Source organism: Arthrobacter sp. 7Tela_A1 (genome assembly GCF_049311065.1).
Taxonomy (GTDB): domain Bacteria; phylum Actinomycetota; class Actinomycetes; order Actinomycetales; family Micrococcaceae; genus Arthrobacter_B.
On record NZ_JAXIOO010000027.1, the window covers coordinates 18,836 to 43,763 of the forward strand.

Annotated in this window: 26 protein-coding genes; 12 read left to right on the top strand and 14 right to left on the bottom strand. The window is 66.1% G+C overall.

The features are described 5' to 3' along the window. Nucleotide 1: 1 nt before the first annotated feature. A complete protein-coding gene (hemE, locus tag TVB01_RS11840) occupies nt 2-1,063 on the bottom strand; it encodes a uroporphyrinogen decarboxylase (RefSeq protein ID WP_422456108.1) in 1,062 nt (353 codons plus the stop codon). 147 nt (nt 1,064-1,210) lie between these two features. Between hemE and TVB01_RS11845 the strand changes: the two genes are divergently transcribed. After that, nucleotides 1,211-2,539 (top strand): glutamyl-tRNA reductase, encoded by a 1,329-nt coding sequence (locus tag TVB01_RS11845; RefSeq protein WP_422456109.1) that lies wholly within the window; start codon nt 1,211-1,213, stop codon nt 2,537-2,539. Between the two features lie 19 nt (nt 2,540-2,558). Here TVB01_RS11845 and moeB read toward each other — a convergent pair whose 3' ends face one another. Then, nucleotides 2,559-3,737, bottom strand: coding sequence for a molybdopterin-synthase adenylyltransferase MoeB (gene moeB / locus TVB01_RS11850; protein ID WP_422456110.1), 1,179 nt, complete (start codon nt 3,735-3,737; stop codon nt 2,559-2,561). 150 nt (nt 3,738-3,887) lie between these two features. On the opposite strand from moeB, the gene TVB01_RS11855 reads away from it, so the two are divergent. The 3 genes from TVB01_RS11855 to TVB01_RS11865 are packed head-to-tail and all read left to right on the top strand — an operon-like array spanning nt 3,888 to nt 5,080. Continuing rightward, the gene (locus TVB01_RS11855) at nt 3,888-4,502 is read left to right on the top strand and encodes a TetR/AcrR family transcriptional regulator (RefSeq protein WP_422456111.1); all 615 of its coding nucleotides are present in this window, start codon (nt 3,888-3,890) and stop codon (nt 4,500-4,502) included. A 45-nt stretch (nt 4,503-4,547) separates the two neighbouring features. After that, nucleotides 4,548-4,772 carry a DUF3107 domain-containing protein gene (locus tag TVB01_RS11860; protein ID WP_152226695.1) on the top strand — a complete coding sequence of 75 codons (225 nt, stop codon included), beginning with the start codon at nt 4,548-4,550 and terminating at the stop codon, nt 4,770-4,772. Between the two features lie 5 nt (nt 4,773-4,777). Next, nucleotides 4,778-5,080 (top strand): hypothetical protein, encoded by a 303-nt coding sequence (locus TVB01_RS11865; protein WP_422456112.1) that lies wholly within the window; start codon nt 4,778-4,780, stop codon nt 5,078-5,080. Here the strand turns inward: TVB01_RS11865 and TVB01_RS11870 are convergent. Further along, nucleotides 5,077-6,138, bottom strand: a complete 1,062-nt coding sequence (locus TVB01_RS11870) for a GDSL-type esterase/lipase family protein (RefSeq protein ID WP_422456113.1) — start codon at nt 6,136-6,138, stop codon at nt 5,077-5,079. The genes TVB01_RS11865 and TVB01_RS11870 overlap by 4 nt on opposite strands. Nucleotides 6,139-6,193: 55 nt before the next feature. Next, nucleotides 6,194-6,904, bottom strand: coding sequence for a ferritin-like fold-containing protein (locus tag TVB01_RS11875; RefSeq protein WP_422456114.1), 711 nt, complete (start codon nt 6,902-6,904; stop codon nt 6,194-6,196). Between the two features lie 415 nt (nt 6,905-7,319). Between TVB01_RS11875 and TVB01_RS11880 the strand changes: the two genes are divergently transcribed. Together TVB01_RS11880 and TVB01_RS11885 are read left to right on the top strand one after the other, a co-directional pair. Beyond that, nucleotides 7,320-8,975, top strand: coding sequence for a DEAD/DEAH box helicase (locus TVB01_RS11880; protein ID WP_422456115.1), 1,656 nt, complete (start codon nt 7,320-7,322; stop codon nt 8,973-8,975). Between the two features lie 21 nt (nt 8,976-8,996). Then, nucleotides 8,997-9,929 (top strand): DNA-methyltransferase, encoded by a 933-nt coding sequence (locus TVB01_RS11885; protein ID WP_422456116.1) that lies wholly within the window; start codon nt 8,997-8,999, stop codon nt 9,927-9,929. 11 nt (nt 9,930-9,940) lie between these two features. Here TVB01_RS11885 and TVB01_RS11890 read toward each other — a convergent pair whose 3' ends face one another. Next, a complete protein-coding gene (locus tag TVB01_RS11890; protein WP_422456118.1) occupies nt 9,941-10,789 on the bottom strand; it encodes a PHP domain-containing protein in 849 nt (282 codons plus the stop codon). Nucleotides 10,790-10,911: 122 nt separating this feature from the next. On the opposite strand from TVB01_RS11890, the gene TVB01_RS11895 reads away from it, so the two are divergent. Then, complete coding sequence (locus tag TVB01_RS11895) at nt 10,912-12,486, top strand: aminopeptidase P family protein (RefSeq protein WP_422456133.1); 1,575 nt, start codon at nt 10,912-10,914, stop codon at nt 12,484-12,486. Between the two features lie 110 nt (nt 12,487-12,596). Here TVB01_RS11895 and TVB01_RS11900 read toward each other — a convergent pair whose 3' ends face one another. After that, nucleotides 12,597-13,706, bottom strand: a complete 1,110-nt coding sequence (locus TVB01_RS11900; RefSeq protein ID WP_422456119.1) for a general stress protein — start codon at nt 13,704-13,706, stop codon at nt 12,597-12,599. Nucleotides 13,707-13,826: 120 nt separating this feature from the next. Here TVB01_RS11900 and TVB01_RS11905 point away from each other — a divergent pair, with 120 nt between their 5' ends. From TVB01_RS11905 to TVB01_RS11915, 3 genes are read left to right on the top strand one after another with little or no spacing between them, the layout of a single operon-like run. Continuing rightward, nucleotides 13,827-15,113 (top strand): magnesium transporter MgtE N-terminal domain-containing protein, encoded by a 1,287-nt coding sequence (locus TVB01_RS11905; RefSeq protein ID WP_422456120.1) that lies wholly within the window; start codon nt 13,827-13,829, stop codon nt 15,111-15,113. Then, complete coding sequence (locus TVB01_RS11910; protein WP_422456121.1) at nt 15,106-15,693, top strand: DUF1003 domain-containing protein; 588 nt, start codon at nt 15,106-15,108, stop codon at nt 15,691-15,693. The genes TVB01_RS11905 and TVB01_RS11910 overlap by 8 nt, the downstream gene beginning before the upstream one ends. A 3-nt stretch (nt 15,694-15,696) precedes the next feature. Continuing rightward, the gene (locus TVB01_RS11915) at nt 15,697-16,851 is read left to right on the top strand and encodes a P-loop NTPase (protein ID WP_422456122.1); all 1,155 of its coding nucleotides are present in this window, start codon (nt 15,697-15,699) and stop codon (nt 16,849-16,851) included. A gap of 39 nt (nt 16,852-16,890) precedes the next feature. Here the strand turns inward: TVB01_RS11915 and TVB01_RS11920 are convergent, their stop codons facing one another. From TVB01_RS11920 to sigE, 3 genes are read right to left on the bottom strand one after another with little or no spacing between them, the layout of a single operon-like run. Further along, complete coding sequence (locus TVB01_RS11920) at nt 16,891-17,346, bottom strand: Sec-independent protein translocase TatB (RefSeq protein WP_422456123.1); 456 nt, start codon at nt 17,344-17,346, stop codon at nt 16,891-16,893. A 50-nt stretch (nt 17,347-17,396) separates the two neighbouring features. Continuing rightward, nucleotides 17,397-18,314 carry a zf-HC2 domain-containing protein gene (locus TVB01_RS11925; protein ID WP_422456124.1) on the bottom strand — a complete coding sequence of 306 codons (918 nt, stop codon included), beginning with the start codon at nt 18,312-18,314 and terminating at the stop codon, nt 17,397-17,399. Between the two features lie 5 nt (nt 18,315-18,319). Beyond that, a complete protein-coding gene (sigE, locus tag TVB01_RS11930) occupies nt 18,320-18,931 on the bottom strand; it encodes an RNA polymerase sigma factor SigE (RefSeq protein WP_422456125.1) in 612 nt (203 codons plus the stop codon). Between the two features lie 343 nt (nt 18,932-19,274). Between sigE and TVB01_RS11935 the strand changes: the two genes are divergently transcribed. Then, on the top strand, nt 19,275-19,916 hold the full coding sequence (locus tag TVB01_RS11935; protein ID WP_422456126.1) for an O-methyltransferase: 642 nt from the start codon (nt 19,275-19,277) through the stop codon (nt 19,914-19,916). A 20-nt stretch (nt 19,917-19,936) separates the two neighbouring features. Here TVB01_RS11935 and TVB01_RS11940 read toward each other — a convergent pair whose 3' ends face one another. The 5 genes from TVB01_RS11940 to TVB01_RS11960 all read right to left on the bottom strand — a co-directional run bounded on the left by TVB01_RS11940 (nt 19,937) and on the right by TVB01_RS11960 (nt 23,859). Then, a complete protein-coding gene (locus TVB01_RS11940; protein WP_422456127.1) occupies nt 19,937-21,565 on the bottom strand; it encodes a leucyl aminopeptidase family protein in 1,629 nt (542 codons plus the stop codon). Between the two features lie 69 nt (nt 21,566-21,634). Next, entirely contained in the window at nt 21,635-21,802 is a 168-nt protein-coding gene (locus TVB01_RS11945) for a DUF3117 domain-containing protein (RefSeq protein ID WP_422456128.1), read from the bottom strand. Nucleotides 21,803-22,007: 205 nt separating this feature from the next. Next, nucleotides 22,008-22,553 carry a DNA-3-methyladenine glycosylase I gene (locus TVB01_RS11950; protein WP_422456134.1) on the bottom strand — a complete coding sequence of 182 codons (546 nt, stop codon included), beginning with the start codon at nt 22,551-22,553 and terminating at the stop codon, nt 22,008-22,010. Nucleotides 22,554-22,579: 26 nt separating this feature from the next. Further along, nucleotides 22,580-23,002 (bottom strand): DivIVA domain-containing protein, encoded by a 423-nt coding sequence (locus tag TVB01_RS11955; protein ID WP_422456129.1) that lies wholly within the window; start codon nt 23,000-23,002, stop codon nt 22,580-22,582. Between the two features lie 86 nt (nt 23,003-23,088). Then, nucleotides 23,089-23,859 (bottom strand): TIGR00730 family Rossman fold protein, encoded by a 771-nt coding sequence (locus TVB01_RS11960; protein ID WP_422456130.1) that lies wholly within the window; start codon nt 23,857-23,859, stop codon nt 23,089-23,091. Nucleotides 23,860-24,004: 145 nt separating this feature from the next. On the opposite strand from TVB01_RS11960, the gene TVB01_RS11965 reads away from it, so the two are divergent. After that, nucleotides 24,005-24,784 carry an amino acid ABC transporter ATP-binding protein gene (locus TVB01_RS11965; RefSeq protein WP_422456131.1) on the top strand — a complete coding sequence of 260 codons (780 nt, stop codon included), beginning with the start codon at nt 24,005-24,007 and terminating at the stop codon, nt 24,782-24,784. Nucleotides 24,785-24,928 lie beyond the last annotated feature (144 nt).

The window sequence follows — 24,928 nt, forward strand, 5'->3', positions numbered from 1 at the left end:
GTTACGGCTCCACGGAGTGGATGAGTTCAACCACGCGGGTCAGGATTTCCGGGTCGGTGTCCGGCGGCACGCCGTGGCCGAGGTTCACCACGTGGCCTGGCGCAGAGGCTCCGGCTGCCAGGACCCCGCGGACGTGCGCTTCCAGCACGGGCCAGGGCGCGGGCAGCAGCGCCGGGTCGATGTTGCCCTGGAGCGGAACGGTCCCGCCCAGGCGGCGGTTGGCCTCATCCAGCGGCAAACGGTAATCAACGCCAACGACGTCGACTCCGACGTCGCGCATCGCGGCCAGCAGTTCCGACGTTCCCGTGCCGAAGTGCACCAGCGGCGCACCGAGGCCGCGGACATGGTCGAGCGCCCGGGCCGATGCCGGCGCCACCTTCTCGGTGTAGTCCTTGAGCCCCAGCGACCCTGCCCAGGAATCAAAAAGCTGGCCGGCGCTGGCCCCGGCTTCCAGCTGGGCGCGCAGGAACATGCCGGAGGCATCGGCTGCCCAGTCCGTCAGGGCCTTCCAGGTTTCCGGGTCGGCGTGCATCATCGTGCGCGGGCCCAGGTGGTCGCGCGACGGTTTTCCTTCCACCATGTAGGCGGCCAGCGTGAAGGGCGCCCCGGCGAAGCCGATCAGCGGCGTGCTGCCCAGCTGCTCCACCGTCAGCGCCACAGCCTGGCGGATCGGTTCCAGCGCCTCTTCGGTGAGGCGGGGAAGGGCAGCGACGTCGGCGGCAGTCCGTACCGGTGCGCCCAGGACAGGTCCGACACCCGGCACGATGTCCACGTCCACTCCCGCCAGCTTCAGCGGGATCACGATGTCGGAAAAGAAGATCCCCGCATCGACGTCGTGCCGGCGGACCGGCTGCAGCGTGATCTCGGAAGCCAGCTCAGGCTGCAGGCAGGATTCCAGCATGCCGATGCCTTCCCGGACCTTGCGGTATTCAGGCAGTGAACGTCCGGCCTGGCGCATGAACCAGACCGGCCGCCGGGACGGCGTGCCGCCGCGGTAAGCGGTGATTAGCGGGGAATCGGCCGTGCGGCCATCCATGAGCGGATGAGAGGCGCTGAGAGTCATGTTCTGATTCTCCCCAAAATCGGCTCCGAAGGTTAAACGGCGGGCCTGCTGCGGCCGCACCGGCTGCCCCTAATGCGGCTCAAATCACACTGCGCTGTGGTCTCCGATGCCGTCGATAACAGTTTGGATGGCTAGTATTAAGCCACTGTGGTTCTTCTATCCCTTATTGCGACGCACTCAGACGTAGACCTCGAGACCGTAGCCCGGCTTAGTGCGGGCGCGCCCAAGGTCCCTTCCTCCCTGCTGGAAAACGGCCCCGCTGTTGCCGGCGCGGTGGTCCTGGCGACCTGCAACAGGTTCGAGGTGTACTGCGAAGCCCGGTCTGAGGACGACGTCGAAGCGGCACGTTCCGCGGCCATCGCGGAGATCAGCCGGCACTCGGGACTGGAAGAAGACCTCGTCTCCCGTTCCCTGACCACGAACACCGGCCAGGAAGTAGCCAAGCACCTGTTTGCCGTGGGCGCAGGGCTGGACTCCGCCGTCGTCGGCGAACGCGAAATTGCCGGCCAGGTCCGGCGCGCACTTATCGAAGCGCAGCAAGAGGGCACGGCCAGCGGCACCCTGACCCGCTTGTTCCAGACAGCTTCACGGACGGCCAAGGACGTTGGCGCGCTGACGGCGCTGGGCAAACGGGGGCTTTCGATCGTTTCCGTCGCGCTGGAACTCGCTACAGATCTTTCCGAAGACATTGACTGGCGCAACAAGGCCGTCGTCGTTTTCGGCACCGGTGCCTATGCCGGAGCAACCATGGCGCTGCTCAAGGAGCGCGGCTGCACCGATATCGGCGTCTACTCCTCCTCCGGACGCGCCGAGTCCTTCACCGCTTCCCGCGGCGGAACCGCCTTGGACGGCGAGAGCCTGGCAGCCGCCGTGGCCCGTGCCGATGTCGTCATCGGCTGTTCGGGTTCGGAGAACCAGGTCGGCGCCGACGACATCCGCCGGGTCCGGGAAGACACCGAGCGGCCCCTGATCATCATCGACCTGGCCCTGACGCACGATTTTGACCCCGCTGTCCGCGAAGTTGACGGCGTGGAGCTGATTACGCTGGAGTCCGTCCGGCTCGCCGCTCCCGCGGAACAGGCAGAATCACTGCAGCAGGCCAACCGGATTGTTTCCGATGCCGCCAAGGCCTTCTCCGAAGCGCAGCTGAGCCGGGAACTGGATTCGGCAATCGTCGCCCTGCGCCGTCACACCCTCAGCGTCCTGGACAAGGAACTGGAAAAGGTCCGTGCCCAGCACGGCTGCACCGGCGCCGGCCAGGAAGTCGAATTCGCGATGCGCCGCATGGTCAAGGCCCTGCTGCACGTTCCCGCCGTACGTGCCCGGGAGCTGGCAGCCAACGGCGGACAGGATGACTACATCCGCGGGCTGGAAGCCATCTACGGCATCACGCTGGATGCGGCCCCGGCCGAGCAGCCCGGTGCCGCGGCTGATCCGGTCCCGGAAGAAGAGACCGGGCGCAGCAAGTCCGCCTGATCCTTCCCCCGAGCAAGCCCTAGTAGACGGGTTTGTGCGGCTCGATGTCCCGCACCCATTCCAGGATGCCGCCGTCGACATTGTAGGCGTTGGGGTTTCCCCGCTCCCTCAGGAAAGCCGTCACCTCAGCCGACCGGCCGCCGGACTTGCAGTGCACATAAACGGTCCGCCCGGAATCCGGGACATTTTCTCCGGACAGGATCCCCGCCCGGGGAACCAGGGCGGCGCCGTCGATGCTCACAATCCCGTGCTCCCCCGGTTCCCGCACATCGATCAGGTCGAAGTCCGCCCTGCCGGCCGCGCGTTCCCGGAGCAGTGCAGCCAGTTCCGTCACTGAAATCCCCGGCACCTCGGCCCGGGCATCCGAGGCACCGGTCCCGCAGAAAAGTCCGTAGTCGATGAGCCCGGTGACCTTGGGACGGTCCGGGTCCCTGCGGAGCCCGACTTCCCGGAAACTCATGTCCAGGGCATTGAAGACCAGCACCCGGCCCAGCAGTGTCCGGCCGGTTCCGGTGAGAAGCTTGACCGCTTCGTTGACCATGACCGAGCCGATCTGGGCGCACAGGACTCCCAGAACTCCGCCTTCCGCGCAGGACGGGACGGCACCGGGTTCGGGCGCTTCCGGATAGAGGTCCCGGTACGTTGGGCCGTGTTGTCCCCAGAAGACGCTGACCTGTCCGTCAAAACGCAGGATGGATCCCCACACATACGGCTTCCCGAGGATCTCCGCCGCGTCATTGACGAGGTAGCGGGTGGCGAAGTTGTCCGTTCCGTCCAGGATCAGGTCATAGCCTCCGAAGATCTCCAGCGCATTTCCGGCATCGAGCCGGACGTCATGCAGCACCACGTCCACCAGGGGGTTCAATGCCTTCACGCTGGCGCGTGCGGACTCCGCTTTGGAGGTGCCGACGTCGTGCACGGAATGGATGACCTGGCGCTGCAGATTGGAGGTGTCCACCGTGTCGTCGTCCACGATGCCCAGGGTCCCGACTCCCGCGGCCGCCAGATAGAGCAAAGCCGGCGACCCCAGCCCGCCGGCGCCGATCACCAGCACTTTCGCGTTTTTGAGCCGGCGCTGTGCCTCGGCGCCAAAACCCGGAAGGATGAGGTGCCTGGAATAGCGCTCGGTTTCCTCCCGGGTCAGTTCCTCCGCAGGATCAACCAGGGGCGGCAGCGCAGCCAGCGTGTCAATGCTCATGGCATCCAATGTATGCTTCCGGCAGCCCCGATTCGAGGCTGCCACCGCGCGAGCCGGACCGGCGTGCCTTCCCTCCGTGTTACCCGCGGGTAAACTGTTGTTCCACGAGCCGGGTCCGCACCCGGCACCCATCGAGAGGTCCAACGACACGTGAGCAACCAGCCCGCCGGCAAATCCACCCGGCTCCCCCGGGAAGAGCGCCGCCGGCAACTGATGCAGGCAGCGCAGGAAGTCTTTGTCAGCCGCGGGTTCCACGGCGCCGCGATGGATGAGATTGCCGAGACCGCCCAGGTCAGCAAGCCTGTGCTGTACCAGCACTTCCCGGGCAAGCGCGAGCTCTACCTGGCGCTGCTTGATGACCACCTTGGAACGCTGACCCAGTTCCTCAAGACAGCGCTTTCCTCCACGACGGACAACAAGCTCCGCGTCCGGGAGACCATGCGTGCCTACTTCCGCTTCGTGGCGCAGGACAGCCAGGGCCACCGTCTGGTCTTCGAATCCGATTTGACCAGCGACGACGAGGTGAGCTCCCGGATCGAGGAGTTCAACGCCCGCTTCGCCAGCGACATCGCGGACGTGATCGCCGAGGACACCAAGCTTTCCCACCTTGAGGCGACGCTGCTGGGCCGCGCCCTGGCGGGTATGGCGCAGGTCAGTGCCCGCTACTGGCTCGAAACCGACGGCGGCCTGGACATCGATGCTGCCAGCGAGCTGGTCTACCGTTTAGCTTGGCGCGGAATCAGCCGCTTCCCCAAGGAAATCTAGAGTAGATTCGATTCACTTGAGTTCGTTTACACAGGAGGCACCACGGTGGAAGTAAAGATCGGTATCCAGAACGTCGGACGCGAGATTGTGTTCGAGTCCGGGCAGAGCGCGGACCAGGTCGCCGACACCGTCGCCGAAGCCATCAAAGGCTCGAAGGAACTGCGCCTTTCCGATGAAAAGGGACGCCTCATCATCGTTCCGGCAGGCGTTATCGGCTATGTCGAGATCGGCGCCGAAGAAGTCCGCCGCGTCGGTTTCGGTGCTCTCTAGGCACCATGCTTGAGCTGATGCTCGCCGCCGTGGCAACTGCCTCGGCCGGCTTCATCGTCTGGGGTGCCGACCCGCGCAGGCGGCGGTACGGCATCCTCCTGCTGCCGGGGATCTCCCTGGCAGCAGGGCTCACGGCCTGGATTCTCCTGCAGTTCTCCGGCATTCCCGTCACTCCGGGCCTGACATGGCTGACCTGGGCAGTTCCCGTCATGGCCGGTCCCGCCGCTGCGGTGACGGCAGCACTGCTTCTGGTTCCCCGCCGAACGGCCCGTGACAACGCCGAAGAGCAGCGCATCCTTCGGCTCTAGTCCTGCGGGCGGTCCAGGATTCTTGAAAGTTCACGCGCGAAAACCGGTGCAACCGCATCGTGACCGGCCCGGCCGAAGTGCAGGCCGTCATCCAGCTTCGAACGCACCGAGTAGCGCTTCCACCAGTCCTTCGGGCTCAGGAACTCCAGGTTCTCCTCGGCTGACACCCTGGCCATCAGGTCATCGACTTCGCCCCGCCGTCCGGTGCCGTCTCCAATGACGCCGACGACGACGATCCTGGCCTCGGGGTAGGTGCGCCGGATTTCCCGGATCAGCGCGATGGCATTGTGCCGGATCTCCCGGTTGCTGGCCCCATGGGCGTCGTTCCCGCCGCCCTGCAGGACAACCAGCCCGGGCTTGCCCCACGGCATCAGCCACTCCTCGCCTTCGAGTGCTGAGGGATAGTTGCCCACCGTGCCGTTGCCCTTGGTGTAGCCGGTACCGCCGGCTCCCAGAATCACGGGTTGGTAGCCCAGCGAAAACAGCCCCTTGCCGACCCATGTGTCCCTGCCGGCCTGTGAATCGCCGATGACCACAGCCGCCTTTTCCACCTCTGGAAGGTAGACCATGGTCCGGCCCAGCCGGGGAACGTACATCAGGGAGCCCCTCTGGAAATCGGTCCGGTAGTCGCCGCCGAAGCTGTATTCCGAGGTGACCGGCCACCCCAGGTTCCCTTCGGAAGACTTCCACCTGCTGAACACCTCCGTGCGCAGGGCACGTGCCCCGGAGGAAGCGGACCACACGAGCGTCTCCGCACCGAAGGACCAGGAACACCCGGCAAGGGAACAGGCTGGGTCCTCCCGGGGTGCCGGGAGCGGGCGGTCCCCGGCAGCGCGGATGTCCGCGAGTGTCGTCATGGCTGCCCAGCCGACAGCCGGAACGCCCTGCGGCGCAGGCGGGATTCCAACCTGCGGCGGTTCCGCCGCTTCCGTCAGTCCAGCCGATGGCTGTGAGCCCAGGACCGGCGTTGGCGGGCCCGCAGCCGGAAGCGCTCCCGCCGGCTCCGCTGCTCCGCATCCAGCTGTTCCCAGCACAGCCGCCAGTACCGCAGCAACCACCAGGCTTCGGCTGGACCTTCTGCTCGTGTTTCCCCCCACGCTGAACAGGTGCGGCTCAGGCAGTCAGTCCCAGCAGGGACATCCTGCGGGAATGGTTGCGCGTGAGCTGGCTGAAGAGTTCGCGGATCTGCACGTCATAGTCTTCGCGGCTGGCGTCACCGGCGAGACCTTCGGGAAAGGCACGCTCGATGACGATGCGCTGGGCCTGGGTGAGCGCTTCGCCCACGAGCCGCCGGCCCCACAGTGCCAGCCGGGAGGCAAGCCTGGGATCATCCTTCAACGACTCCTGCAGGCGCACGAAGAGCACCTCGCCGGGTGCCTCGCTGCTGCCCAGCATGGAGGAGATCAGGGCGGCGCTCTCCTCGTCCAGGCGGGAACCCAGTGCCGCGTAGAAGTCGTCCGAGATCGCGTCGGTCACGTAGAACTTCATGAGCGACTCGTGCCAGTCCCCCGGCCTGGTGCGGTCGTGGAAGGCATCAACAGACTGCTGGAAGGGAGCCATGGCCTGCTCCGGGTCCACGCCCATACCCTCCAGATGGGCGGTGACTCGCTCGAAATGGGTGTATTCCCTGACCGCCAGCCTTCCCAGCGTGGCACGGTCCCTCAGTGTGGGCGAGAAACGGGCATCCGAGGACATCCGCTCGAACGCGGACAGCTCACCGTACGCGATGACGCCAAAAAGGTCGGTCAGGAACTGTTTGTAGGCCGGTGCCGTACCCACGGCCGATGCCCGGGCGCCCGCGGCCCCAACGTTGTACTCACTCATGTGCCAAGCGTACCGGCGTGGCCCTCGTCTCAACCGCCATCCGCCCCGCGCCGGATCACAGCCCCTTCGGATCGAAGCACTCGCGGGCGGTTGACGCGCGGGGAACCGCCAATGCGGCCCCCCGCACCCCTACCGGTTAGACTGGAGGGGTAGTAATTGGATGCCCGGTCGTTCCCACGTTCCTTAAATGCCAGCTGGACACAACGCCAGCCTGGCCGTGAGACCCGCAGTACCTACGCGATCTTGATATTTTCCGGCCGCTGCCCTTGCCGAATGCAGTTGGAGTGGCCAGCAGTTGTTAGCCCGCGATCGGCTTCCGCTGGACGCATTACCTGCGCGCCATCCGCTCCGTGATGGGCCTATGCCCGCTCGTCGAGCGCTGCCGGCGCAGAATGCCTAACTGAACGGTATGTAATTGAACACTGAACTTTCACAGGTCGGCGACGCCCACTTGACGGCCGATGACAGCAACGAAGAACTCGATGTAGCCGAGTCGCTCGCCACAACGGAGGCGGCGGCAGAAATCCCGACCCTCACCTTCGCCGATTTCGGCGTCCGCGCCGACATCGTTGATTCCCTGGCTGAAGCCGGGATCACCCACCCCTTCCCCATCCAGTCCATGACGCTTCCGGTGGCGCTGGGCGGCCACGACATCATTGGCCAGGCAAAGACCGGCACCGGCAAGACCCTCGGATTCGGCATCCCCGCCCTGCAGCGCGTGATTGCTCCGGAAGACGAGGGCTATGCCGAACTCGCCGTTCCGGGCGCACCCCAGGCCCTGATTGTGGTCCCTACCCGTGAACTCGCGGTACAGGTTGCCGGAGACCTCACCACCGCAGCCCGCCGCCGCGGCGCCCGTATCGTCACCATCTACGGCGGCCGTGCCTACGAACCCCAGGTCGAGGCACTGGCAGCAGGCGTCGAGATCGTCGTCGGTACCCCGGGCCGGCTGATCGACCTGTACAACAAGAAACAGCTCTCCCTGAAGAACGTGCGGATCGTCGTCCTGGACGAGGCCGACGAGATGCTGGACCTGGGCTTCCTTCCCGACGTCGAAACCCTGATGGCTGCCACGCCGGCGGTCCGCCAGACCCTGCTGTTCTCCGCAACCATGCCCGGCGCCGTCGTCTCCATGGCCCGCCGCTACATGACCAAGCCCACCCACATCCGGGCCGCGGATCCTGACGACGAAGGCCTGACCAAGAAGGACATCCGCCAGGTCGTCTACCGCGCCCACAACCTCGACAAGAGCGAAGTGGTGGCCCGGATCCTCCAGGCCGAAGGCCGCGGACGCACCATCATCTTCACCAAGACCAAGCGGACGGCCGCCAAGCTCTCCGAGGAACTGGTGGACCGCGGCTTCGCCGTGGCCGCCATGCACGGCGACCTTGGCCAGGGTGCACGCGAGCAGGCAATGCGGGCCTTCCGCAACGAAAAGGTGGACGTCCTGGTTGCCACTGACGTGGCGGCCCGCGGCATCGACGTCGACGACGTCACCCACGTCATCAACTACCAGTGCCCCGAAGACGAGAAGACTTACCTGCACCGGGTGGGCCGCACCGGGCGTGCCGGCAACAAGGGCACGGCCGTGACGTTCGTCGACTGGGACGATGTTCCCCGCTGGGGCCTCATCAACAAGGCTTTGGGCATGGACCAGGCCGAACCGGTGGAGACCTACTCCTCCTCGCCGCACCTCTACACGGACCTCAACATTCCTGAGGGCACCAAGGGCCGGCTTCCCCGCAACAAGCGGGTCCTGGCAGGCATTGACGCGGAGAAGCTCGAGGACCTGGGTGAAACCGGCAAGGCCGGCGGACGCCGCGCCCCGCGTTCCGACTCCGGTCCGCGTTCGGGAGGACGTTCCGCCTCCGGCGGAGGCCGAAGCTCAGACCGCTCCCGCGCACCGCGGGACGGCGCACGCCGCAGCTCCGAGAACGGCAGCCCGGCGCCTGCGGCTGAGGCACCGGCCGGCGGAAGCGAGCAGCCCAAGAGTGACCGGCCGCGCCGCAACCGCAGCCGCACCCGCCGCCGCAACGGCGAAGTCGTCAGCAAGGCTCCCGCCGCCGAATAGGCCGGGACCTTCGCAGCACGGATGAGCACACCTGGCTGGACGCCGGACGGCGGGTCGCTGATAGTCCACGCAGACAATGCGGACTATCTGCCGACCCTGCCGGACGGCTCCTTCACAATGATCTACGTCGATCCACCGTTTAATACCGGCAGGGCACAGCGGCGGCAGCAGACCACCATGGTCCGCAGCATCGACGGCAGCGGTGACCGGACGGGATTCAAGGGCCGCAGCTACACCACGGTCAAGGGGCTGCTTTCCAGCTACGACGACGCGTTTGAGGACTACTGGGCGTTCCTGGAACCCCGTCTCGCCGAGGCGTGGCGGCTCCTCGCCGACGACGGAACGCTCTACGTCCACTTGGACTACCGCGAAGTGCACTACGTCAAAGTCATGCTCGATGCCCTGTTCGGCCGCGACTGCTTCCTGAACGAGATCATCTGGGCCTACGACTACGGCGGACGCGCCAAGAACCGCTGGCCGGCCAAGCACGACAACATCCTGGTCTATGTAAAGAACCCGGCTGCCTACCACTTCGACAATGCGGAGGTGGATCGGGAACCGTACATGGCCCCGGGCCTGGTCACGCCGGAGAAAGTGGCGCTCGGCAAGCTGCCGACCGACGTCTGGTGGCACACGATCGTTTCGCCCACCGGGCGGGAGAAGACCGGTTATCCCACGCAGAAGCCCGAGGGCCTGCTGCGCCGCGCCGTGGCAGCGTCCAGCCGCGAGGGTGACTGGGTGCTGGACTTCTTCGCGGGTTCGGGGACGCTGGGGGCCGTTGCCGCCAAGCTGAACCGGCGGTTCGTCTGCGTCGATGCGAATCCCCAGGCGATTGAGGTCATGACGGCCAGGCTGGGGCACGCAGCCGAGGTTGTCCCTCCGAAGCCGAAACCTGCGCGTGCCCGGGGGACGGCCAAAAAGAGCTCAGCCGGAACCGAAGCAGCCGCCCTGTAGCCTGGTTCGGCTCAGCTCCGGATGACGCCCGTGCCCGTTCCCAGCTCTTCGATGCGTTCAAAGACCTCAGGTGCGGTCAGGTTTTCCCCGAGCAGGTTTGGCTTGCCGGTGCCGTGATAGTCGCTGGACCCTGTGACCAGCAGCGAATGCTCAGCGGCAAGCCGGCGCAGGTACTCGCGTCCGGCCTCCGGATTGTCCCTGTGCTCGATTTCGACGCCGGCCAGACCGGCGTCGATCATCTGGTGGTAGGTCTCCTCGCCAACCACCCGGCCGCGCGCGGATGCCTCCGGATGGGCGAAAACCGGAACGCCGCCCGCCGCCCGGATCAGTTCCACCGCCACAGCGGGGTCCGGTGCGTAATGCGCCACGAAGTACTTGGAGCGGCCGGTCAGGATCCCGGCGAAAGCGGCAGAGCGGGTTGGCACGACACCAACCGCCACCAGTGCATCCGCGATGTGCGGACGCCCGATGGTCGCACCGGGAGCCACCTGCCCCGCGACGTCCTGCCAGCTGATCGGATAATCCTCGGAGAGACGCTCCACCATTTGTTCGGCCCTGGAAACCCGTGCGGAACGGGATTTGGCAATCTCCTTGAGCAGGCCAGGATGGGACGGATCGTGCAGGTAGGACAGTACGTGCACGCTGATGCCGTCCGCGGTCCGGCAGGAAACCTCCATGCCGGGTACCAGCGTCACTCCCAGCGTCCTGGCGGCTTCGGCGGCTTCCGCCCATCCTGCCGTTGAGTCGTGGTCCGTCAGGGCAACGACGTCGAGGCCCGCGGCACGTGCGGCAGCCATGACGGCTCCCGGCACTTCGGTTCCGTCGGAGACATTGGAATGGGTGTGCAGGTCAATTCTCACCTTCCTAATCTACGCGGCACTCCCCCGGTCCTGCGGCATGCAGGGCCCGGAGCCGACCATGGATGTTTGGCTGTCTTCAGGGGCGGTGAGAGCATGGACGGGTGACTACTGATGCCAATTCCCTGAACCCCGCCGAGTCCGGTCTCGAAGAACTGTCCGAGGGGCAGCCGCTCGAGGACCGGGTGAATAACCGTTCCCAGCGCCCTACCTCGCAGGCGTTCAAGGACTTCATGTCCTCAGGCTGGGCCCCTGAATCCGATGCGCTGCCCGAAGCGTCGGAGGTGGCACCCTACGCTGCTGCCCGCCGTCGTGCCCTGTCACAGCGGTTCCCCGGCGAGCGGCTGGTGATCCCCGCCGGGCCGCTGAAAGTCCGCTCCAACGACACGGACTACAGGTTCCGCCCGCACTCCGGCTTCGCCCACCTGACCGGCCTGGGCCTGGACCATGAGCCGGATGCCGTGCTGGTCATGGAACCGGTGGCAGAAGGGGCCGGCGACGACGGCGGAAACCACACCGCCGCGCTCTATTTCCGTCCGCTGGCCGGCACGGACAGTGAAGAGTTCTACTCCAACGCCCGTTACGGCGCGTTCTGGATCGGCTCCCGCCTGGGCCTGGCAGAGATCAGCGCGCTCACAGGACTCCCCGCGCGCGACATCTCCGGCGCGGAGACGGCCATCACGGGCAACGTCGGAGACCCGCAGTTCGGCGGCATCTCCGTCCGCCTGCTGCGCAAGGTCGACGAAATGGTCGATGCGCTGGTGGATACCGTCCGCTACAACACGGCAATGGACCCGGAGAACATGGATTTCAGCGCCCTTGATGCAAAGGATGAAGAGCTCACCGAAGCGCTCTCTGAGATCCGGCTCATCAAGGATGACTGGGAAATTGCCCAGATGCGCGAAGCGGTGGCCGCAACGGTCAACGGCTTCACGGAGGTCGTCAAGGCGCTCCCCCGTGCCATCACCCATCCCCGCGGGGAGCGTGTAGTCGAAGGCGCGTTCTTCGCCCGGGCCCGCGAAGAAGGCAACGACCTGGGCTACGACACCATCGCTGCTTCCGGCAACAATGCGACCGTCCTGCACTGGATCCGCAACAACGGTGCCGTCCACGCCGGAGACCTTCTCCTCCTGGATGCCGGAGTGGAAGCAGACAGCCTCTACACCGCTGACATCACGCGCACCCTGCCGGTCAACGGCACGTTCTCCGAGGTCCAGCGGCGTGTGTACCAGGCAGTCCTGGACGCCGCTGATGCCGGTTTCGCAGCTGCCAAGCCCGGCAACAAGTTCCGCGACGTGCATGCCGCCGCCGTGCGGGTGCTCGCTGAGCGCCTCGAGTCCTGGGGCCTGCTTCCGGTTCCGCTGGAAGAAGCGCTGTCCGAGGAGGGCCAGCAGCACCGCCGCTGGATGCCGCACGGCACGAGCCACCACCTCGGCCTGGACGTGCATGACTGCGCGCAGGCCCGGCGGGAACTCTACCTGGACGGGATCATCGAAGAGGGCATGGTCTTCACCATCGAACCCGGCCTCTACTTTAAGGAAGAGGACCTCACCATTCCCGAGGAGTACCGCGGAATCGGCATCCGGATCGAAGACGACGTGCTGATCACCTCCGACGGCGCGGAGAACCTGAGCTCCGCGCTGCCCCGGAATCCCGACGACGTCGAGGACTGGATGGCAGGCATCTACGCCGCCTCGTAGGCCTCGCTCCCGCGGGCCCGCCGCCGGCGGATAGCCCACAGGAGCCACAAAAGCGCCCGGCCGGGGTGCCCGGGCGGGGCGCTTTTTGTAGGTCGCTTGAGGCAGCGTGCTTAGCCGCGCTGGTCCTGCTGCTCCTCGCGGGCGCTGTCCTGATGTGGACTGTCCTGGCCGGCGCTGTCCTGATGTGGACTGTCCTGGCCGGCGCTGTCCTGGCCGGCGCTGTCCTGATGTGGACTGTCGTCTTGGTCTGAACTCTCCTGCCTCGCCTCCTGGCGCGGGTTTGTGTCCTGTGCCGAGTCCTGGGCCGGGTCAGGCGCCGCAGAAGCGCCATGCCCTGGAACGTGGCTCGGCGCACCCTGGGGCAGCCGGACCCCGTAGCGGGGACGACCGTCCGGAAGATCGGGGAACTGCCCACGCGGTGTTTCCCCGGCAGGCGGGGCTGCCTGCGGCTGCCCTCCGGGGCCCTGGGGAGACTGGACGTCGGCGGGTCCGCGGGATCCCGGGACATTGGTTCCGTCCACAGGTACTTCGCGGCGTCCGGCATCCCGGGTGCCGTAGGGGTCTGCCCAGGTGGAGGGGCGCTCCGGTGCAGGTCCCTGCGGCTGCTGCTGATACGGAGGCTGCTGCTGGTACGGGGGCTGCTGGCCTTGATACGGCGGCTGCTGCTGATACGGAGGCTGTGGGCCCGGCTGCTGGTACGGCGCGCCTGGAGCCGGATGTCCGGCCTGGCCCACCATGGGGAGCTGGGCCAGCAGGCGCCGAGCCTCGTGCGCCGCTTCCGGCGACACCACGACGTCGTAACTGGTCGCGACCATCTGGTTCGTGGAGGTGAAGTCCCGGCGGCCGCGCTGGAAGGCATAGGCCAGGACTCCGAACAGGAGCCAGAACACCGCACCAAGCGCCATGGAAGGGATCAGGGAGATATAGGAGTCCCCGCCGCCGAAGAGCATGAGGGCCAGTCCAACGAAGAGACCGAACCAGGCTCCCGTCGCGGCGCTGGACAAGGCGACCCGGGGGTAGGTGAGCCGCCCGGTCACCCGCTCCACGGATTTCAGTTCGTTGCCCACAATCGTGACGTGCTGGACAGGGAACTTGGAATCGGCCAGGTAATCGACGGCCTTCTGCGCGTCCAGGTAGGCCGTGTAACGGCCCACGAGCTCACCCCTGGGCAAGGTCCGTCCCGGGTCACGCTGCGCTGAGGCGCCAAAGAGGTTCGACATTCCCCCATTGTTTCGCAGTTGTGCCGCCAGTGGGTGGATGTATCGCTCGCAGTGAACGCGGCCACGCTCTCTCGGCGCCTGAATGCACCGATCCTGCCGCCGCCAAGTAGCCTAAGTAGGGTGAGCACAAATCCTACGCGCGTCTTCGTTGCACGGCTGCTGGGCCTCGATGTCTTCGACCCCCTCGGCGACCGCCTCGGGCGCCTGCGGGACGCGGTCGTGCTGGACCGCGGTGCCGGCCGTCCCCCGCAGGCGGTCGGAATCGTGGTGGAAGTGCCCGGCAAGAAGCGCGTCTTTGTGCCCATCACGCGCATTACCTCCATGGATCCGGGGCAGATTATCTGCACCGGTCTGGTGAACCTGCGGCGCTTTCAGCAGCGCGGCGCTGAAATGCTGGTTGTCGCTGAGCTCTTTGACAGCAAGGTATCACTGGCGGATGGAAGCGGCGACGCGACCGTGGAGGACATCGCCATTGAACAGAACCGTGCGGGAGACTGGCACGTTTCAAGTCTTTTCGTCCGGCGCGGCGGTTCGCAGTCGCGGCTGCGCGGCCTGCGGCGGCGCGGTGAGCTGCTGATCGTCGACTGGGCCGAAATCGGCCACTGGGACATCACCGGCCCCCAGGCCGCAACCCAGTTCGTCGCCCAGCACGACGACCTGAAAGCTGCGGACTTCGCCGAGGCGCTCCACGAAATGAGCGGCAAGCGCCGGATCGAAGTAGCCAGCGAACTCCAGGACGAGCGCCTGGCAGACGTGCTCCAGGAACTTCCGGATGATGACCAGGTACAGATCCTGCAGTCCCTGGATCTGGAACGCGCTGCCGACGTGCTGGAGGAAATGGATCCCGACGACGCCGCCGACCTGCTCAACGAACTGCCTGAGGAACAGAAGGAAGAGCTGCTGCAGCTGATGGAACCGGAGGACGCCCGCGACGTGCGGCGCCTGCTGGAATACGAGGAAGATACCGCCGGTTCACTGATGACGCCGGTGCCGGTCATTCTTCCGCCCGAAGCTACCGTTGCCGAGGCACTGGCCCACGTCCGCCGTGAGGAACTGACACCGGCCCTCGCGTCCTCCATCTATGTCTGCCGGCCGCCGCTTGAGACCCCGACAGGACGCTACCTTGGCGTCGTCCACATCCAGCAGCTCCTGCGCACGGCGCCGCCCGAAGCACTGGGCAACATCCTGGACACGGATCTGGAGGCGGTGCGGGACTTCGCCAACATCGCCGAAATCTCCCGGATGCTCGCAACCTATAACTTGAACTCACTGCCGGTAGTGAACGACGCCGGGCGGCTCGTGGGAGCTGTCACCGTCGACGACGTGCTGGACCACCTGCTCCCGGACGACTGGCGCGCTTCCGATGAAACCGGCCCCATAACGTGGCAGGGAAGGAACAATGGCTGAGAAGAACCATCCCCGTACCGACGGCCTCGACACTCCGCGAACCGCCCGAACCAGGTGGTTCCCCCGGCTGTCCCCAAACCCCGATGCCTTTGGCCACGCCACGGAAAACTTCGCCCGGTTTATGGGCACTCCGCAGTTCCTGCTCTACATGACGGTGTTCTGCGTTCTGTGGCTCGTCTGGAACACCTGGGGCCCTGAGCCGCTCCGCTTCGACAGCGTGGCCCTCGGATTCACCCTGCTGACCCTGATGCTCTCCCTGCAGGCTTCCTACGCCGCTCCCCTGCTGCTCCTGGCGCAGAACCGGCAGGATGACCGCGACCGGGTGTCCATGCGGCAGGACCGGGAACGCGCCGAGCGCAACCTCCTCGACACCGAGTACCTCACCCGTGAAATTGCCGAGCTGCGCATTGCGCTGCGGGAGGTAGCTACCCGCGACTATGTACGGTCCGAGATCCGCGGGCTGCTCGAAGAGCTCATCGAGGCCAATGATGCCCGGGACGACAGCCAGCGGCGCGGGCAGCAGCGGCGGCGCACGCAGGATGGAACCGCTTCGCTGTCCAAGAGCGCAGGAGACGACTAGGCAGTGCCCGCTAACCAGACTGGCCCCTCCCTGCTTCAGGAGGCCCGCACGGCCCTGGAACGGGTCATCGATCCGGAGCTGCGCCGGCCCATCACCGAACTTGGGATGCTGCGCAGCGTGGAGGTGGATGAACACGGCGCCGCCCGGATCGGTGTCCTGCTCACCATCGCCGGGTGCCCGCTGCGGGAAACCATCACCGCCGACGTCGAACGCGAGCTCTCCGCTGTCCCGGGCATCACATCCGTCAGCGTGGACCTCGATGTGATGAGTCCGGAACAGCGTGAAGAACTCAAGACCAGGCTCCGGGGTCCCGGCGGCCAGCGCGGTGTGCCGTTCAACCGGCCCGGCTCCCTCACCCGCGTCTACGCGGTTGCCAGCGGCAAGGGCGGTGTGGGCAAGTCAACGGTCACGGTCAACCTGGCAGCGGCGATGGCGGCATCCGGGCTTCGTGTGGGAGTGATCGACGCCGACGTCCACGGCTTCTCCGTTCCGGGGCTGCTGGGAATCACCGCGCCGCCGACCCGCGTCGACGAAATGATCCTGCCTCCCGTCGCGTACGGCATCAAGACGATTTCCATCGGCATGTTCCTGGACGGCAACAAGCCCGTCGCCTGGCGCGGACCCATGCTGCACCGGGCCCTGGAACAATTCCTGACCGACGTCTACTTCGGCGATTTGGACGTGCTTCTGCTCGACCTTCCGCCGGGTACCGGGGACATCGCGATCTCCGTGGGACAGCTGCTGCCGTCCTCCGAGATCCTGGTGGTGACCACCCCGCAGGCTGCTGCCGCCGAAGTGGCTGAACGCGCCGGAACCGTCGCCGCCCAGACCGGACAAAAGGTCGCCGGCGTCATCGAGAACATGTCCTGGCTGCCCCTGCCTGGAGGCGAAAGGATGGAGCTCTTCGGTTCCGGCGGCGGCGCGCTCGTCTCCGGCCGCCTGGGTAAAGCACTGGGGTATGAGGTTCCGCTGCTCGGAAGTATTCCGCTGGATGTCCGGCTGCGCGAGGGCGGGGACGCCGGGCTGCCCGTGGTCCTGGATGAGTCCGCCGCGGAACCGGAAAGCGCTGGGGCCGAACTGCGCAGGATCGCAGCTTCGCTGGCCAGCCGTCCACGCGGCCTTTCCGGGCTGAATCTGGGAGTTTCCCCGCGTTCCTGAACAGGTCAGTGTGTTGGACGGGTCCGTCTGAGGGGACGGCTAGGTTGCTTCCACGTCGAAAGGCGCCTTTTCCCCGTCGCCCAGGCGCTCGAGGCGCTGGAACGGCGGAGCAGGAGTGGACGCTGCGGCCGGAGCTGCCGCAGTTGCTGCAGCTGCCGCAGTTGCCGCCGCTGCGGTGGCCGTCGCCGCTGCCGGGCGACGGGCTGCATGCGGTTTCGACGCCGGCCGCACGGCTTCCTCAACATCGTCAAGCAGTGCTTCCTTGATGATCCGCCGAGGGTCGTACTGGCGCGGATCGAGCTTCCGCCAGTCGACGTCATCGATTTCGGGACCCACTTCTTCGCGCAGCTGTTCCCTGGCCCCGGTGGCCATCCGGCGCAGCTCACGCACCAGGCGGGCCAGTTGGGACGCGTATTCCGGCAGGCGCTCGGGTCCAAGAATGGCCACGGCAAGGATTGCCAGCACGATCAGCTCATAGCCATTTATTCCGAACACGTTTGAAGGTTACCTTTTCCCGGCGGAAACAAGCCACTCAGAGAATGGACTCACAGTGATCCCCCGGCTCCGGCAAGAACCGACAGTCCGCGCAGGATCCGCTGCACGGCCGTGTCTTCCCCAGCCGATGCGGGAACCAGCAGGCGTGCAGACTCACTCAGTGAGAGTTCGCTGACAGCGCCGGTCACCGTTTCGGCCGGAGCAGATGAGGCCAAGGTGTACGTCACATTTCCGGTAGACAGAACAGCCTCGCCCGGCCGGGACGGTGCCTGCCAGATTTGCGGAGCCGTCGGAGTGCCTTCCCGGGCGGTGAAGCCCGCTTCGGCGACGGGCCTGCCGCTGACCGCGTGCAGGACTTCATTGTTCTTTCCGCCCTGCCACGGCCGTTGTTCGTAGAGAAAGATTCTCTCTTCGCCGCGTACCAGGACCATGGCGACAGCGGGATGGCCGGCCACCGTCTCGGTCCGGGCGCTTTCCACAGTGAACCCCAGCTCGGCAAGTTCCGGGCAGGACCATCCCGAGTTCCGCAGCTCAGCCAGCTCCTCGGAGGACAGCTCATCCTCCGGCTCCTCCGCGATCTGGTTCCAGCCTGCCAGCAGGTGGGCCTGCTGCGGCGCGGTGAGCGGCTCATCGGCCAGCGTCCCCAGAACGTAGGCCCCGGCGAGGACGAAGCCGGAGACGAGCGTCAGGACGCCGCCGAAAGCCAGCACATACCTGCCCGGCCCCGCAGGTGCCGGGGGCTCCGGCGGAACAGCCGCTGTCCCCGGACCCGCTACGATCCTCCGGGCGAGGTCCTCCCCGGGCGCTGGAATGTTCATCGCGCGCAGGCGGCTGCGCAGACGGCGTTCCTCTTCCACGAGGCAGCGGCACGTGGCGCAGTGCTCCAGGTGCGCTTGGACAGCGGCCTGTTTGCGGTGCGGGAGCTCAGCGTCCAGGAACTCGCGAAGATGTCGTTTCGGGTGCCGCATGGTGCCTAGCTTGCTCCCGCCACGCGGGGCATCTTCAGGCCTACCGACGGGGCCCGTCGCTGGGCAGGATCACGGTGGGCAAGCTTCTCCTTGAGCATGGTGCGTCCTCGGTGGATCCGGGAGCGCACTGTGCCGAGCTTTACCCCCAGGGCCTTCGCCACTTCGTCGTAGGAGAGCCCTTCCAGGTCGCACAGGACGACGGCGGCACGGAAGTCAGGCGGGAGTTCTTCCAGCGCCCGCTGAATGTCTACGTCAAGATTATTGAACTCGAAGCTCCGCTCCGGGCCGGGGCCCTGGCTGGGCAGGCGGCTTTCAGCTTCCTCGCTCATGCCGTCGAACCGGATCCGGCTTCGGCGCCGGGCCTGGTCCAGGAAGAGGTTGGTGGTGATGCGGTGCAGCCAGCCGTCCAGCGTACCCGGCTGGAAGTTCGCCAGTGAACGGAAGACGCGGACAAAGACCTCCTGCGTCAGGTCTTCAGCGTCGTGCTTGTTTCCGGTCAGCCGGTAGGCCAGCCGGTACACCTTTGCCGAGTGCGCTTCCACGACTTCCTGCCAGGACGGACGTACCCAATCGGCGTCCTCGGGTGCAGGGGCTGCAACGTCCAGTGATCCCGTCACGGTTCTCCTCCCTTCACAGCGGCAAAGCAATTGCCCTTTCCAGGTGTGGCTGTGTAGGGGCACGCGATCGTCAGCAAGTTCGAAATCCATGTTCGCGCATCTTTCTGGGAATTTGCTGTTAGCACGCTAGGCACCGGCACACAAGTAGCACCGGCATTCGTGTTCCAGTGGATCCCCCGGCGCCGGCACGGCCGTGCCGAAGGTAATTAGGCTCCGGCGGGCCTTAAGCTTGTAGTGGCTGGATGCATCCCACATCCGCCGGGCAGCCCTCACAGGGTTTTCCGACGCCGGATTCCGACGCCGGTTCCACACCACCGCATCAAACCGAAAGAGAACTGCATCCATGAGCGCCGAAAAGCAGACGACCTGGTCCTACACCGAGGCGCTGCCCTTCGAGGATGAAGTCCTGCTTCGTGCCCGCGAGCGGTCGCACGAGCTTGGCGTAGCACCGGTGAGCACCGGAGTCGGAGCGGCGCTGACCGTGCTGGCTGCCTCTTCGAAAGCCCAGACCGTCGTGGAGATCGGAACCGGTGCCGGCGTCTCAGGGGTTTGCCTGCTTCGTGGGCTGAGTCAGCATTCCGTCCTGACCACCATCGATATCGACGTCGACCATTTGCGCGCTGCCCGCCAGGCCTACTCGGAGGCCGGCATCCCGGGGAACCGCACCCGGACCATTTCAGGACGGGCGGCAGAGGTCCTCCCGCGGCTCACTGACAACGCCTACGATCTGGTCTTCATCGACGCTGACAAGCCCAACTTCGCGGTCTATACCGATCAGGCGGTGCGGCTGCTGAAACCGGGCGGACTGCTGATCGTCAACGGCGCCCTCGACAATGGCAGAGTTGCTGATCCGGCTGCACGCGAGCCGCTGACCAACACCATGCGGCAGGTCGGCAAGGCCATCAGGGATAACGACGATCTGGTTTCCGCGCTCCTGCCGACTGGCGACGGCCTGCAGCTCGCCGTCAAACTAGCACGCCGGTAGCCCGGACGGCGGGGTCGCTTCTAGGAAGCGTCCAGTCCCGCCAGGGTCCGGGCAGCACGGGCACGGAGGAAGGCGATGAGGAGCCGGGCCCCGAATCCCGTGGCACCCTTGGAGTATTCGTGGGAGTCGGAGCCGACTTCCATGGGTCCGGCAATATCCAGGTGGATCCAGGGCGTCTGGCCAACGAACTTCTCGAGGAAGAGTGCGGCCAGGATCGCGCCTCCGCCGGCTTTGGCGCCGACCGGTGCAACATGCGCCAGATCCGCTGTGTCAGACTCCAGCAGATAGTCATAGTCCGGGACCAGGGGCAGCTGCCAGAGCGGTTCACCGGAACTGCTGCCGGCCGCTTCGAAGGCCGTCAGGAGCTCCGAACGGTTGCCGAACAGAGCTGCGTGACGCTTTCCCAGGCCGAGGGCGGCCGCGCCGGTGAGTGTCGCGACATCGACCAGGACCTCAGGGTCCCGCGTGTCCGCTGCGTAGGCAAGCGCATCCGCAAGGACCATCCGGCCCTCCGCGTCGGTGTTGCCGATTTCCACGGTGGTGCCGTTCCATGTCCGCACGACGTCTCCGGGGCGGTAGGACGAAGCACCAATCGCATTTTCCGCCAGGGCCAGCAGGCCGGTGACTTCGAACGGCAGTCCGAGTTCCGCTGCTGCCTGCACGACGGAGAGAACGACAGCAGATCCGGCCATGTCCATCTTCATGGCAGGCATTGAATCGCGGGGCTTCAGGGAAATGCCGCCTGAGTCGAAGGTGATGCCCTTCCCGACCAGGACCACGCCGCCGGCCTTCCCGGCCCTGCGTGCTTTCCCGGCGGTCGCTGCAGCAGTTGTCTTCGGCCGGTAGGTCACCCGTACCAGGCGCGGGCCGTTCGAGGACCCTGATCCCACGGCCATCAGGCCGCCGAATCCTTCGGCTGCCAGGCGGACGGGATTCCATTCCTCATATTCCAGGCCCGAGGCCTCTGCCACGGCGCGGCTTTGTTCAGCCATCCAGGCCGGCGTGGCGATATCCGGCGGAGTGTTGGTGAGGTCGCGGGCCAGCCACGCCGCGCGGGCCGCAGTTTCCGCCCGGACCAGGGCCTGCGGATTCAAGCCGGTGACTTCCAGGAGCTCTGCCATCGGCTTGGCGGCGGCCGACACTCCGGATCTTGGCGCACGGTAGCCGCCAAGGAAGAAACCTTCCAGGAAGGCCTGTTGTGCCTGCAGCGGCAGACCGTCAACCACGCTGGTGCGAATACGCTCTGCCCCGAAGGTTGCGCGCGCCAGGCTGGCTCCCGCCCGCCGCAGGCTCTGGTGAGATTCATCTCCCACGCCCAGATAGATCAGTTTCCCAGGCAGGTTTGCGTTCCCGCGCGGCGGTTCCACTACCAGGTGCTCACCGGCTTTGCCGCTGATCCCTGCGGCTTCGGCCCGGGCGGCCACATCGATTCCGTAGCGCACTGCGGCTTCAACCGCACCTCGTCGCGGCTCGGGCACCGGACGGGCGCCGTCGCCGGCACCCTCCTGGGCGGGTTCCGATGCGGGGCCCGGTGCTATCGCCACGGCCAGGACATCCACGCCTTCCCCGGGGGCCGGGTTGAGGCCTGTGCCCTCCCCCGGCTCGCCGGTGCGCGGATCAAGCGGCGCAAGGCCGCTGACGGTTGTCATGGGCTTTCCGGGAGCCTGCAAGGGGCCCGTTAGCTTGGAAATCTGCCGGGGAGGACGCATGGAACCAGCCTAGCTGGTGACGCCGAGAAGGCATTCCTTGAGCATGCCGGCTTCTTCGGCGTTCAGTTCCACAACCAGGCGCCCGCCGCCGTCGATCGGTACCCGCAAGATCAGGCTGCGCCCCTCCTTGGTGACCTCCATCGGTCCATCACCCGTACGCGGTTTCATCGCAGCCATCTTGAAGTTCCCCTTTCAAAAGTGCACTTCGGGGTTATTCCCCGAGTAGTCACCGTTACTGCTGCGGAAGGCATCACCTGTTATTAGGGCACCGAGCCGCATTTGCGATCATTATTCCGCACAAATGCTAAGCAGGCGAAATTTCGGTGTGTCTGGCGCCACAATTGCCCCCGTGCCGCGGAACCAGGAGCAGCTGCCGTGGCGCTTAGGCGCCGTCGCGCAGCGCGCAGTCCGCCAGATGATCGTTGACATACCCGGTCGCCTGCATCATGGCGTAGGCCGTCACCGGCCCGACGAACCGAAACCCGCGGGCCCGCAGTTCGCGGGAGAGCTTGTGGGATTCGGGAGTGGATGCAGGGATGTCCTCCGAGGTGCGGGGCGCAGGGCCGGGCTGCGGCCGGTGGAGCTCCAGCAGGTTCGCCAGGGATTCACCTCCGGGCAGTGCCAGCAGGGCTTTGGCGTTGTTGATAGTCGCCAGGATCTTCGCGCGGTTCCGGATGATCCCCGGGTTCGCCATGAGCTGCGCGATTTCAGTGTCCCCAAACCGCGCTACTGTTTCCGGATCGAAGCCGCGGAAGGCTTCGCGGAACGCCGGCCGTTTGCGCAGGATGGTGATCCAGCTCAGCCCGGCCTGGAATCCTTCCAGGCTGAGCCTTTCGAACAACGCGGCATCGCCGCGCACCGGCCGGCCCCATTCGTCGTCGTGGTAGGCCAGATAATCAGCGCTGGCCAGCGCCCAAGGGCACCGCATCCTTCCGTCGGGGCCGGGCTGGGCGGTCACCAAAGCTGTTCCGATGCGGGGCCGCCGGAACTGGCCGGCGGGCCCTCCGGCCGGTCCTGCACGGGAGTGTCCGCCGTGTCGGTGCGCCGCAGCCGCGCCAGTTCCTCGTCCCGGTCCTGCAGGGCCGCGCCGAGCCGCTCAAGCACCTCGTCGACCTGGTCCATCCGGTACCCGCGGAGAGCGACGGAGAAGCGGAGCTTGCCGATGTCGGCAGCATCCGGATGATCCGGCAGGAGCACCGGGGGAAGGCGCGGATCCGGTTCCCCCAGCGCCGCGGTATCCCCGGGCCCGTACAGGAAATCCGGGTCTGATGCGCCGGGGGCAGTCCGGCGCCAGCGGCCGGGACCGATCCGTCCGGCTACTGCAACGGCGACAGCTCCGACGACGGCGAGGGCAAGGAAGGCCAGCAGGATGATCACCGAACCATCGTCGCAGATCCCGCGTCTGCAGCAATCAGCATTCCGGGCATTCGCGGGTCCTGCACTGCAGGCCCTGCCGGAGCCCGCTAGAGCGAGAGGTGCCCTGCACTGTCGGCGATGATCAGTTTGACTGCCTCGGCCGGGTCATCCACCACGTGGAGCAGCTCCAGGTCCTTGGCAGAGATCATCCCTTCCTCCAGCAGGCTCCCGCGGACCCAGTCCAGCAGCGGCGACCAGAAGTCGGTCCCCACCAGCACGATCGGGAATGACGTCACTTTCTGCGTCTGGACGAGCGTCATCGCCTCGAAGAGTTCGTCCAGCGTGCCGAAACCGCCCGGAAGCACAATGAAGCCCTGTGCGTATTTGACGAACATGGTCTTGCGGACGAAAAAATACCGGAAGTTGATGCCCAGGTCGACCCAATCGTTAAGGCCGGTCTCGAAGGGCAGTTCGATACCCAGGCCAACCGAGACCCCGCCGGCTTCCACGGCTCCCTTGTTGGCAGCTTCCATGGACCCGGGTCCGCCGCCGGTGATCACGGCAAGCCCTGCTTCGGAAAGGAGCCTGCCTACGGACTCCCCCACCCGGTACCAGCGCGATCCGGGAAGACTGCGGGCGGAGCCGAAGACACTGACTGCAGGGCCAAGCTCGGAGAGGGTTCCGAACCCTTCGACAAATTCGCTCTGGATCCGCAGCACGCGCCAGGGATCAGTGTGCGTGAAATGCGATCCGTCCTGCGTGTCCAGCAGGAACCTGTCCGACTGGGGAACCCGTGCCTGTCCCCTGCGCAGCTCCACCGGCCCCCGCCGCTTTGCCGATACCGGACGCGAAATGCCTTGCTCGTCACTGATTGCCATCCCTACAGGCTAACGGCTGCGTGTGGCCCGCACCTCACTTTGGCAACTGCGAAACGGTTGTCATTTGGTTTCTCTTGCGTCACGATTTGTCTGCCCGCGAGCAATCGGGGACAACGGGGGTTGATTTGTTCGCTATCTTCTACCTATGACCAGTGACACAACATCAGGGCATCCGGTGCCTGAACAAGCAGCACCCCTCGTCTCGCTGAAGAACGTAAACAAGCACTTCGGGGACCTCCACGTGCTGCGGGACATCAACCTTGATGTGGCGCGGGGCGAAGTCGTCGTCGTGATCGGTCCCTCAGGCTCGGGAAAGTCGACCCTGTGCCGGGCCATCAACCGGCTGGAAACCATCGACGACGGTGAGATCACCATCGATGGCAAGGCCCTGCCCGCGGAGGGCAAGGCACTGGCCAAGCTGCGCGCCGACGTCGGAATGGTCTTCCAGTCCTTCAACCTCTTTGCCCACAAGTCGATCCTGGACAACGTGGCCCTCGGTCCCATCAAGGTGAAGCGGATGAAATCCGCGGAGGCCAAGGAAAAGGCGATGGCGCTGCTGAAGCGCGTCGGCGTCGACAACCAGGCCAACAAGCTGCCGGCCCAGCTTTCGGGCGGACAGCAACAGCGCGTTGCCATCGCCCGGGCGCTGGCCATGAAGCCGAAGGTCATGCTCTTCGACGAGCCGACCTCCGCACTGGACCCCGAAATGATCAACGAGGTCCTGGACACCATGGTCGAGCTGGCCAAGGAGGGCATGACCATGATCGTGGTCACCCACGAAATGGGCTTCGCCCGCAAGGCGGCAGACCGCGTGATCTTCATGGCCGACGGCCAGATCGTCGAGCAGGCAACTCCCGAAGAGTTCTTCACTAATCCCAAGAGCGACCGCGCCAAGGACTTCCTCGGCAAGATCCTCGCCCACTAGGCACCCCCGTTCTATCCCACCCTTTGAGGCAAGGCGGTTGTCCCCACGGACCACCGCCGCAATGCAAGGAGAAAAAATGCGCACTACCCGTTACGCAGTTGCCGCCATGGCAGCCGCTGCAGCACTGACCCTGTCCGCCTGCGG

What these genes read in the sequence shown, in the direction of transcription:
- hemE (WP_422456108.1), bottom strand. Translation starts at nt 1,063, where the DNA reads ATGACTCTCAGCGCCTCTCATCCGCTCATGGATGGCCGCACGGCCGAT.
- moeB (WP_422456110.1), bottom strand. Translation starts at nt 3,737, where the DNA reads ATGAGCATTGACACGCTGGCTGCGCTGCCGCCCCTGGTTGATCCTGCG.
- TVB01_RS11865 (WP_422456112.1), top strand. Translation starts at nt 4,778, where the DNA reads ATGCTTGAGCTGATGCTCGCCGCCGTGGCAACTGCCTCGGCCGGCTTC.
- TVB01_RS11875 (WP_422456114.1), bottom strand. Translation starts at nt 6,904, where the DNA reads ATGAGTGAGTACAACGTTGGGGCCGCGGGCGCCCGGGCATCGGCCGTG.
- TVB01_RS11885 (WP_422456116.1), top strand. Translation starts at nt 8,997, where the DNA reads ATGAGCACACCTGGCTGGACGCCGGACGGCGGGTCGCTGATAGTCCAC.
- TVB01_RS11900 (WP_422456119.1), bottom strand. Translation starts at nt 13,706, where the DNA reads ATGTCGAACCTCTTTGGCGCCTCAGCGCAGCGTGACCCGGGACGGACC.
- TVB01_RS11910 (WP_422456121.1), top strand. Translation starts at nt 15,106, where the DNA reads ATGGCTGAGAAGAACCATCCCCGTACCGACGGCCTCGACACTCCGCGA.
- TVB01_RS11925 (WP_422456124.1), bottom strand. Translation starts at nt 18,314, where the DNA reads ATGCGGCACCCGAAACGACATCTTCGCGAGTTCCTGGACGCTGAGCTC.
- TVB01_RS11935 (WP_422456126.1), top strand. Translation starts at nt 19,275, where the DNA reads ATGAGCGCCGAAAAGCAGACGACCTGGTCCTACACCGAGGCGCTGCCC.
- TVB01_RS11940 (WP_422456127.1), bottom strand. Translation starts at nt 21,565, where the DNA reads ATGACAACCGTCAGCGGCCTTGCGCCGCTTGATCCGCGCACCGGCGAG.
- TVB01_RS11945 (WP_422456128.1), bottom strand. Translation starts at nt 21,802, where the DNA reads ATGGCTGCGATGAAACCGCGTACGGGTGATGGACCGATGGAGGTCACC.
- TVB01_RS11950 (WP_422456134.1), bottom strand. Translation starts at nt 22,553, where the DNA reads ATGCGGTGCCCTTGGGCGCTGGCCAGCGCTGATTATCTGGCCTACCAC.
- TVB01_RS11960 (WP_422456130.1), bottom strand. Translation starts at nt 23,859, where the DNA reads ATGGCAATCAGTGACGAGCAAGGCATTTCGCGTCCGGTATCGGCAAAG.
- TVB01_RS11965 (WP_422456131.1), top strand. Translation starts at nt 24,005, where the DNA reads ATGACCAGTGACACAACATCAGGGCATCCGGTGCCTGAACAAGCAGCA.